Genomic DNA, 10,360 nt, shown 5'->3' with positions numbered 1-10,360 from the left:
ATATTTTTGTGTGTCCATTGAACTACGGCCGGTTCATCACTTTTAAAGTACATTTTGTCGACGCTATACTCTCGGCACAGCGCATCGTAAAAAGGTTCTTTGAAAAACTTGCCCATGGGTATATCCGCTTAATGATAAAAGCTTTACTCACTTTCGCTGAGCACCTGACCGCGCAAGTGCTCAACCATATTAACCGAGTCAGGATTAAAGGCGGCCTTTAATACCGGAATCGCTAATCCTGGCTTAGCATCACCACACACAAAGATATCGAACGCCGCGAAATCCCTCTCTGGCCAAGTGTGCACACTGATATGCGACTCAGCCAGTATGGCAACGCCAGAAATGCCTCCATTAGGCTCGAAGCGATGAAGATGGATATGCAACAAGGTAGCACCTGCCTTTGCAACTGCATCACGCAGCGCTTGTTCCATCAGAGCTGGGTGATCCAGCTTTTCAGCTCCCCAAAAATCGAGGATCAAATGTGTGCCCGCAAAGGTCATCCCGTTGCGGGTAATAAAGTGATCAAGCTGTTCTTCACCAGTGATGGAAGTTTTGTCGTGGGTGGGCCAACGCTCATCATGCGCTATGGAAACAGCTAATTCAGCAACAGATCCTTGAGTAACGGAAGATATCGCTAACAAATTACCTGGTTGATATAGATCTGGACGTCCCAATAGACCAGGATCTCCTGGTGGGTTATGTCCTGACCTTCTTCTCAATCCAATAATACATTCCGGTAACAACGGGAGAGCCGGAAGACCCAAACCCAATGTAGCCGCTAATACCTGACTGGTACGTCTTATCCAGGCCTGCTTGATAAGTTTTGAAAGATGGAACCAGGTTTGAGTAATAGCCTGATTCAAAATAGAGAGTCCAGCACCTAAGCCGACTTTTTCCCATGTGGCTAAGCTTTCTAATCTTTGTAATCTTGCTGTTTCAATATTATTAATAAACATAGCGCCCGTATCACCTGCATCAGGAATGAATGCGGGTGATGAGCCGGGTGTTAGCACGGAAGAATCACACTTAACATCAAAACCCGCCCGGGCCCATGTGCTCACTGAAGCAAATCCTGATTGATAAACCTTCTCAAACAGAGTCGTACAACTGTGTTGATCGGTGTCGGCAACCGATATCCAACCCCATGCCTGCTCTCTGTTTTTTAATCCAAAGGGTCCCTTAACCATTTTGCTATTGGAACAGTTATTACTGCCAAAAACGCCACCCATATAGTGATAAGGATCTGCTGGATTAGCTGAGTCAATGGATAGATCATTACCATGCTGATCAACGACACTGTTACAGGTAGCATCGACAAAGCTCAGAACATTTTCTCTGGGCCATAAGTTCATGGAGAACAACACACTACTGCTTGGTCGCGATCCGGGTGTGGGAGTGTCAGTTCCAATGGGTACAGCTATGACGGTTTTAGTGTTTTTCAGGGTCAAGTGTACTTGCCCTGTTTGCTCAAAACATTCAACATTCAATGCAGCGTTCTGAATGCCGGTTAAACTCTGTACGTCTTGCAGAAGATCAAATTCAGAGTGCATAAATCGATAGATGAAATTTGCCTCTGTTCCCCTGTCATCATAACGGGCACAACCGAGATATATCGGTTTAATCCCCATCTCGTTATCTGCCGGATCCACTACCACCCTGATGTTGTCTGCAACAAAAATACCCGCGCCCCTCAGATCCATAATACCTGTCGGTGTATAATACTGTGTGGTCGGGGTTGTATCGGACTGTCCCGTGGCAGCTGTTGTTGAAACGCTTTTATCCAGAGGCTTTCTGGAATTAATTTCGATATTCGCCAGATAATAGACAGAATCATGATGAGGTACCGACATCACAAAATGATTCTGCAGACCTCCCTCAATCACAAATTCTGGCAGAATATCTGCTCCGTTCCCCACAAAAGCTGAGTTATCTGGCAGATGAAAACTGTTGATTCTCATGTGATCGCCAGTTATGGACTCTGACAGTGGTAATTCATAGACGGCGGGTTTTCCCTTACCGGGCGACTGCTCTGCATCAAAGATAAACAATGTTGGATGCGAAGTTTTAAAAAACTCATGACCCGGTTTTTGTGTTGACGCAGATATTTTTATTATCTTGATTGTTTCAGGCATTGGCTCAGACATTGGAGTAGAAGTTGGGGGAATACCTGAAGAAGAGTCTGAAGAAGTCCCTGGCAAAGCTGTTGACGGAGATACCTGATTGCTCTTTTCCCTGATAAGCGCCTCAAAAGCAGGTAAATGGCGGCTGCACACATCCCTGTCGACACTACGGGTTAATTCAGAACAACTTGAAACCTCTGTAACGATGGAACTGTCCGTTGAACCACCTGTGGAGAAAGCATGACAAGAGAGGGCATAGATTGCTGACAATATCGCGACCCCTGACCCGGATCTGGAAATGTTCATAACTGCACTCTGCCTGATTTTTAAAAGTTAAAACAAAAGCATCCGTGCCGTAACCATTCATTTTAAGGGCGCTACTCATCCTAGACCGGATATTTCATAAATAAAGCTAAAACGTTCTCCAAAACGACATGAAATTTACATCTTTGGATTGTTTGTTCATTCAAGCCGGTAGCGCTACTTGGAAACACAGATTACCGGCTTGTGGAGGTTTCAGGAAAAACGACAATGGTTTTTGATTATTCGTAGGGAATAGCTGAAGAAAATGAATGCTCAGTATTCAGCTGGTGGCATTCAGAGTATCTGAAGCCAGAGGTACCTCCTGTTAATGTGCAGGTACCCTGGTTTAGAGCTCACTGGCAGTTAAGTACTCAACCATACGAAATCATATTTTCTGACTCATTGTTCAGGCACTCGCGGCAACTGCTCCTGCGTTGCTCTAGCTCCTGCATCCATGCAGTCGTGCTGCGTTGCAACTCTGGTCACATAGCTTGCTATGTTCCCGTCGTTGCGCCTTGCAGAGCACCTGCCCAATAAGCCAGAAATATTCGATTCCGTATGGCTGAGTACTTAAACACTTTTTAAAATTGCAGTTCCTGTTTGGGATTCACTTCGTAAGGCAGTGGCTGACAATTGAGTTTTTGTCCTTCACCACCGTTCAGTCGAATATCATTTTCCTGGGCGGATTCAACTCGAATCACTGCCAGCAGTTCGGTTCCCTGTCCGGTTTGAACGCTCTCAATCACTTCACCTATAGCTTTGCCTGCGCTATTGAACAGGCGCGTATCAGGTTCCAGCGTCAGCTGTTGGTCTGAGCTGAGGCGATGGCAACGACTCTTCAGTTGCCCCAGATTTTGCATGCGGGCAACTATTTCCTGGCCGGTGTAGCAGCCTTTTCTGAAGCTGACACTTTTCAGTGAGGGCAGGTTCAGATGCTGCGGAATGTAATTATTTGCGGTTTCCGGTGACAGGCAGGGTTCAACTGCCAGGCAGTTCAGCAGCTGCCAGTGCTGATGCCCTGCGGGTGAGAACTGCTCAGTGAGTTTGTCCCAGAGTGTTGCCAGATGCTCGAAGGTAATCCAGAGTTCAAAACGATTCAGGCTCCCGGAAACATTCAGAAGCCAACCTTGCTGATCAATATTGAGAGTGCTGTTGCCATCGGGAACGTCATTAAAGAGACCGGCAATTTTCTCTTCAACAGCATTCCCGGAAAGTCCCAGACAAACATACTTCTGGTCAGGGGTCAGTTCGGTTTTATAAAAAACAGCGTATTTTCCCAGGCCAGTGCGGGTGCTCTCAACCAGTCCCTGATGCATAGCCATCATAAATTGGTCTTCACCGGCCATGAGCAGTCTGAAGCTGGTGAACATTCTGCCTTTGGGGGTGCAGGCCGCTCCCCCGCAAAACTGGTCAGTCACAAGCGTATCAAGATTGCAGGTGAGTTGTCCCTGGAGAAATTTCAGACTATCCGGGCCAGAAACCTGCAAAAGTGCTTTTTGATCCAGAACAGATAATATCGGGCTTTCCGGTTCGGCTGTTGAAGAGGCCTCACCAAAGTCAAGCAGTTTGCCGTTTTCATAACGAGCGCCCCGTTCAGTAAAAAACTGTTGGAATCTTTCTTCTCGATCGTTAGTCATGATCCATTCTCTACAATGTTTCGTTATAGACAGTATGCTGATTTCAGTATCCCCGCTGGGTGGCAATGGATACAGATAAGGGCGGGTGAATGCTAGTCGTCATAATATAGAGTATTCAGGACTCTAACTAAACCGTATAATACTCGTTGCTGGAAACAAGATGCTTGTCTTGTCTACTCTTAGACAGGCTTCTGGTCCTGTGACAAGACTTTCTGTACCTGTTTATCGAACTCAATCAAGGGAGTATTGCGATAATGTTGAGCGCTGATGATTTCAGACGCCTGCAATGGCACAGTCGACGCGGTATGCTGGAGCTGGATGTCTTGCTCGAGCCCTTCACCAATCAGGTTTTTAAAAAACTGTCTGTAGAAGATCAGTCTGTCTACTTGAAATTAATTGATTGTGAAGATCCGGATCTGTTTGCCTGGTTTATGGGAGATGGTCGTCCTCAGGACCCGGGGCTGGCGAGTATGGTGGATAAAGTTCTGCAATATGCCCGTAGTGGTTTAGCGAGTGGTTTGAAGGATGCGGTTAGCATCCAATGATACTCTGATTGAAGTGCGGGCAGGCCTTTCTGTTCGTCACTTCATACTAGCTGTTTTTTGTTATCTGTTATCCAGTCTGGCACTGTTTTTCACCTCACTTGATTTTTCTTACTCCCTATTGTTTTTTGCAGGCCTGAATGCCTTCGCCATTCATTATTATCTGTTGCGGCTAAAAAAGAGCATTGGCACCAGTGTGCTGGCTATTCGCTGGCATGGAGATCGATGGTTTATCGAGACTCATAAAGGTTGGCAGTCCTGTCGGCCAAGAGGGGAATGGCTGGTATTACCCTGGCTGATGTGCCTGAGATTTCGTGGGGAGGATGAGCGAAATTATTCGGTGAATTTTTTTAGAGACTCTGATCATCCTGAATCGCTGCATGCTTTGAGGTTGCGCTTGCTGTTGATGACTAAAGGAAGAAATTGACAGCCTCTGAATCGAAGGGGATTATTCACTCAACAGGTTTCACTGGAATCTATAATGTTGTCTCTCGAGTCGACGATCCTGATACTTGACTATTATTATTGCAAAACCCATGCAACCTAGACCAATCGCGACGACTAACGCCAAAGCACAATGGATTGAGCAGGCAGGTTCGGGTTTTGCCAGATTTCCGTTTCTATTTCTGTTTCCGTTACCATTCACATATTCAGTATCGGTCTGAACTTCGGTGAGCTGATGAATCCCATCGCCATCAATCCTGTATTCCAGTAAATATCCGTTTTCATCGCTGAACGAAAAGTAATTCGGCTCCAGGTCAAGATTTAATGTTGCCAGAGCCATCCCCTCTTGATCTTTGATAATAATCTGTGTGCCAACATTTTCAGGAATGGCCGCTGAGGCTTCTGGCAGTAATTCTCTCGTCGAAGAGGATATTGATGAAGACCGGGTTGATGAAGGGTTGATTGTTGTATGCGTCATTGTACCAGTGTCAGACAGGGTAACCGACGTTCTTTCAGCCCTTGCTTTCCAAACGACTGCGATCGAATAATCCAGCTTTTTTTCCAAACTTAGAATGGGTTTGAAGGGCTTAAACACACGCCTTTTTGGCATCAGATCCTGTGACCCGGTGGTATTATGGGAAGTCAAGTTGGCATTTATAAAAGTATCGTTTGAAGACTGACCTGAATGAGGTGTTAGAACCGTGCTGTTAGTGTTAGTACCATTGTTGACTGAAACCGGCATGTCAGACTTCTTTAAAACGTCCTGCAAATAGATGGACACAGCCGTTGAACTGGAAACAGCTGTATCTATAACACTGTCTTCATCCTCTTCATAGTAACCAAGATACAATTTTGAGGAATCTTCCGGGTTTTCAATTAAAACCAGATGGAACAAAACCTCCTGTAATGAGTACCCCCTGAGTGTGTAGTAAAGAAAATCAGACTCTTTACTTTGAAAGCGGACTTTTGACTCAATTTTGTCTATTGACTGACTCCCACGCAGGGACTGACCCAGTGGGTTTACGGAGACAGATATTTGTTTAGAGGTAGTCAGGGAGTAACCTTTCAAGAATTTTGTGAGTTTAATTCTGGCTCCTGATGCTAATGACTTTATGTAGTTTGTTAGCTTGTATGCGCCTCCTGAAGAGCTACCACCTCTTCTTTGCGTTTGCGCCTCCCTTCTATCCCTTTCAGAAACAACATCATCTTCTTTAAAAGCGTCGTACTCCTGAGGGTCGTATGGCGACAGACTATCTGCTCTGATCTTATCATTTTCAGCCCAAAGAGAAGAACAAAAAGGGATCACCAAGCTCAAAAGCAGACTCGAAAGTTTTTTCATAAATTATGCAAACCACCTGAAGAGGTTAAAAACCAAAAGAAAAGGTCGTTCGCTGGAAGCAACAGCCTACCGGTACGCTCAGACTAGCGGAAAGCCTAGACAGTGTATTTTTACTTGTCCAGTAAAAGGACTCGTGGATTCCCCTCGTTCCCATGCTCCAGAGGCTGTCGCAAAACTCTCTCCAGCGTGGGAACGAGTTGACCCCCGTCATTCCCGGCTTCATTCTCGTCATTCGCGGCTTCATTCTCGTCATTCGCGGCTTCATTCTCGTCATTCCCGCGAAGGCGGGAATCCACACTGACTCACCACCAGAACCCTACTGCCCGGTGCCCCCCTGGCCTTGCCATCCCCGGGAAGGCAGAGACCCACCGTTGGCGCTGGATTCCCGCCTTCGCGGGAATGACGACCTCAGAGCATGGGAACGAGTGGGTTATATGGATATCAACACCTGGCTGCACTAGCGGGAATCTTAGACAGCATATTCTTAGCTTTCCAAGCAAAGTATTCGTTGACTGCATGAATGGTACTCGTGTTTATTTCGTTGCGCTTGGTGTTGATGAATAGGGGTGCTCCCTGCACCAAACTATCTGTAAAATATCGTTGAAAAAGGATGTCGCACCAGAAAAAGTGCAATCTATGCAACTTACACTGATTAACAATAAGATCTCTTCCGTAGCTGTTGTTAAAAAAATATCAGGTTGCCCGGGCAGCATAAGCTGTTGCGTACTTATGCTGCAACTGGAGAAAAAGGGAAGCAAAGAAAGAAACTCAGGGGCTTTGGAAAGTTCTTTGATAAAGTCTCGGAGCCCTGTATTTATAATATAATATCAAAGCACCGGCGATTACTACAAACCCGGCAAATGACCCGGCAGCCGGGATCTCCGCTGAACTGATATGTTCTTTATCAAAGACTAAATAAGCATAGTGCTCATCATAGTGTTCATCGTGTTTGTTCATATATTCAGTTTCGGTGTGAATTTTAGTTAGCTGATGAATCCCGAACCTATCAATCCTGTACTCCAGCAAATCTCCTTTCTCATCGCTGAACGAAAAATAACCAGGCTCCAGATCAAGATTTAATGTTGCCAGAGTCATCCCCTCTTGATCTTTGATAATAATCTGTGTGCCGACATTTTCGGGAATGGCCGCTAAGGCGTCTGGCAGTAATTCTCTCATCGAAGAGGATATTGATGAAGACCGGGTTGGAGAAGGATTGATTGTTGTATACGTCATTGTACCAGTGTCAGACAGGGTAACCGACGTTCTTTCAGCCCTTGATTTCCAGACGACTTCGATCGAATAATCCAGGCCTTTTTCCAAACTTAGAATGGGTTTGAAGGGCTTAAGCTCACGCCTTTTTGGCATCAAACCCTGTAATCCGGTGGTATTATGGGAAGTCGAATTAGCATTTATAACAGTGTCGTTTGAAGACAGACCTGAGTGAGGTGGTAGAACCGTGCTATTGGTGGCAGAACCATTGGAAACTGGCGTGTCAGACTTATTTAAAACATCCTGCAAATAAATGGGCGCAGCCGTCGAACTGGAAACAGCTGTATCAATAACGCTGTCTTCATCCTCTTCATAGTAACCAAGATACAATTTTGAGGAATCGACCGGGTTTTCAATTAAAACAAGATGGAACAAAGCCTCCTGTAATGAATACCCCCTGAGTGTGTAGTAAAGAAAATCAGACTCTTTACTTTGAAAGCGGACTTTTGACTCAATTTTGTTTATTGACTGACTCCCACGCAGGGACTGACCCAGCGGGTTTACGGAGACAGATATTTGTTTAGAGGTAGTCAGGGAGTAACCTTTCAAGAATTTTGTGAGTTTAACTCTGGCTCCTGATGCTAATGAATTTATGTAGTTTGTTAGCTTGTGAGTGCCTCCTGAAGAGCCGCCATCTCTTCGCGCCTCCCTTCTATCCCTTTCAGAAACAACGTCACCTTGTTCAGAAACGTCGTACTCATGAGAGTCGTATGGCAACAAACTATTTGCTCTGATCTTATCATTCTCAGCCCAAAGAGAAGAACAAAAAGGGAGCAGCAGAGCCAAAAGCAGGCTTGAAAGTATCTTCATAAATTATGGTAACCACCTGAAGAGGTTAAAAACCAAAAAAAGGTTGTTCGCTGGAAACATCAGCTTACCCGGATGTTCAGACTAGCGGGAAGCCTAGACAGCGTATTTTTACTTGTCCAATAAAAGGACTCGTGGATTACATGAATGGTTGAGTACTTATGAAAGCAGCCACGAATATTTGCTTGCATTGCTGTCATAACGAATAATGGGGCTTCCCTGCTCTAAACTATCAGTAAAATTTCGTTATAAAGGAAAAGCTGTAACTGCCATTAATCCTGCAACCCTAGGAAAAGAGAGCGTATAAACAAACCCGGATTCTTTTTATAAAGGCGCTTCATGAAGTCTCGTGGGGGAACGATTATTACAATGGTTTATCAGTGCTACCAAACCAATACAGCCTACTGCAAATCCTACAAGTCCCGCGATAAAATTATACATGAATTCAGGCTCAGGTTTTGCCGGATCAGGAGTAGATCGGTTTTTTTTCACATATTGAATATGAGTTTGAATTTTAGTGAGCTGATGAATCCCGAACCCATCAATCCCGTACTCTAGCAAATATCCGTTTTCATCACTGAGCGAAAAATAACCCGGCTCCAGATCAAGATTTACTGTTGCCAGAGTCATCCCTTCTTTATCTTTGATAATAATCTCTGTGCCGACATTTTCGGGAATTGCCGCCAATGGGACTGGCTGTATTTGTTTTGTCGAAGGCAATATTGATGAAGACTCTACTGGTGAAGGCTGTATCGATGAAGACGCTGTTGGTGAAGTACTGGTTGTTGTATACGTCATACTACTGGTGTCAGACATTGTAACTGATGTTATTGCATCCTTTGATTTCCAGACTACTTCGATTGAATAATCCTGCCCTTTTTCCAAATTTAGTATGGGTCTGAAGGGCTTAAGCTCAGGCTCTTTTGGCATCAAACCCTGTAACCCGATTGTATTGCGGGAAGTAAGATTAGTCTTTATCAAGGTGTCGTTTGCAGATTGCCCTGAAAGAGGCGGTAAGACAGTGATATTGGTGCTGGCTCCATTGATTGCAGAAGCCGATGTGTCAGATTTTTCTAAAACATTCTTTAGAAAGATGGACGCTGGAGTTGAACTTAAAGCAGTGGTATTAATAACACTGTCTTCATCCTCTTCATAGTATCCAAGATACAATTTTGAAGAGTCTTCCGGTTCTTCAATTAAAACCAGATGGAACAAATGCTCCCGCAATGCATGCCCACGGAGAGTGTAGTAAATAAAATTAGACTCTTTATTCTGAAAGCGGACTTTGGACTCAATTTTGTTTATTGGTTGACTCCCTCGCATGGTCTTACCTATCGGGTTTATGGAGACAGATATTTTTTTAGGGGTGGTCATCAAGTAGCCGTTCATGAATTTTGTGAGTTTAATTCTGGCTTTTGTTACTAATGACTTTAAGTATCTTGTCAGATTGTGACCGCTTTTTTTGTAACTACCTTCCTTGTATTCGCCCTCTTTTGAACTGCCTCCAGAGGAAGCTCCGCCAGTTAGTGCCTCCCTTCTATCCCTTTCAGAAACAGCACTGACTTTTTCATGAACGCTAGAGTCACGAAGATTGTATGGCGGCAGGCCGTCGTCTGAGATTTCATTATTCGCAGCCCAGAGAGAACCGCAAAAAGGTAGCACCAAGGCTAGAAATAGACTTGAAAGTATCTTCATGAATCATGCAAACCATCTTAAAGGATAAAAGCCAAAAACAAAGGTTATTCTCTGGACACAATAGCTTGCTTGAATGCCAAGAGCAGCAGGAAGCTTAGACAGCATATTTTTGCCTGTCCAATCAAAACCCTCGTGAAAGATTACCATAGAGTTTATAGAGGAAAGTTACAGAGCCGTATTAAGAGGATCAGGACGGCAGGCATG

The 10,360-nt window shown here is 44.7% G+C and carries 8 protein-coding genes; 3 read left to right on the top strand and 5 right to left on the bottom strand.

Features of this window, described 5'->3' with window-relative positions:
• Window positions 1-143: 143 nt before the first annotated feature.
• Together speD and P6910_RS13405 are read right to left on the bottom strand one after the other, a co-directional pair.
• Window positions 144-2,426 (bottom strand): adenosylmethionine decarboxylase, encoded by a 2,283-nt coding sequence (speD, locus tag P6910_RS13410; RefSeq protein ID WP_317141798.1) that lies wholly within the window; start codon window positions 2,424-2,426, stop codon window positions 144-146.
• A 578-nt stretch (window positions 2,427-3,004) separates the two neighbouring features.
• Window positions 3,005-4,060 (bottom strand): hypothetical protein, encoded by a 1,056-nt coding sequence (locus tag P6910_RS13405; protein WP_317141797.1) that lies wholly within the window; start codon window positions 4,058-4,060, stop codon window positions 3,005-3,007.
• 254 nt (window positions 4,061-4,314) lie between these two features.
• Here P6910_RS13405 and P6910_RS13400 point away from each other — a divergent pair, with 254 nt between their 5' ends.
• Together P6910_RS13400 and P6910_RS13395 are read left to right on the top strand one after the other, a co-directional pair.
• Complete coding sequence (locus P6910_RS13400) at window positions 4,315-4,605, top strand: succinate dehydrogenase assembly factor 2 (protein WP_317141796.1); 291 nt, start codon at window positions 4,315-4,317, stop codon at window positions 4,603-4,605.
• On the top strand, window positions 4,586-5,029 hold the full coding sequence (locus P6910_RS13395) for a hypothetical protein (RefSeq protein ID WP_317141795.1): 444 nt from the start codon (window positions 4,586-4,588) through the stop codon (window positions 5,027-5,029). The genes P6910_RS13400 and P6910_RS13395 overlap by 20 nt, the downstream gene beginning before the upstream one ends.
• A 39-nt stretch (window positions 5,030-5,068) precedes the next feature.
• Here the strand turns inward: P6910_RS13395 and P6910_RS13390 are convergent, their stop codons facing one another.
• A complete protein-coding gene (locus tag P6910_RS13390; protein ID WP_317141794.1) occupies window positions 5,069-6,361 on the bottom strand; it encodes a hypothetical protein in 1,293 nt (430 codons plus the stop codon).
• A gap of 176 nt (window positions 6,362-6,537) precedes the next feature.
• Between P6910_RS13390 and P6910_RS13385 the strand changes: the two genes are divergently transcribed.
• A complete protein-coding gene (locus tag P6910_RS13385) occupies window positions 6,538-6,846 on the top strand; it encodes a hypothetical protein (protein WP_317141793.1) in 309 nt (102 codons plus the stop codon).
• Between the two features lie 307 nt (window positions 6,847-7,153).
• Here the strand turns inward: P6910_RS13385 and P6910_RS13380 are convergent, their stop codons facing one another.
• Window positions 7,154-8,371: a hypothetical protein gene (locus P6910_RS13380; RefSeq protein WP_317141792.1), complete on the bottom strand. Its 1,218-nt coding sequence runs from the start codon at window positions 8,369-8,371 to the stop codon at window positions 7,154-7,156.
• 414 nt (window positions 8,372-8,785) lie between these two features.
• Window positions 8,786-10,156: a hypothetical protein gene (locus P6910_RS13375; protein ID WP_317141791.1), complete on the bottom strand. Its 1,371-nt coding sequence runs from the start codon at window positions 10,154-10,156 to the stop codon at window positions 8,786-8,788.
• Window positions 10,157-10,360 lie beyond the last annotated feature (204 nt).

The sequence above is a fragment of the Endozoicomonas sp. 8E genome (assembly GCF_032883915.1).
GTDB lineage: Bacteria > Pseudomonadota > Gammaproteobacteria > Pseudomonadales > Endozoicomonadaceae > Endozoicomonas_A.
This window is presented reverse-complemented; position numbering and strand designations above follow the sequence as displayed.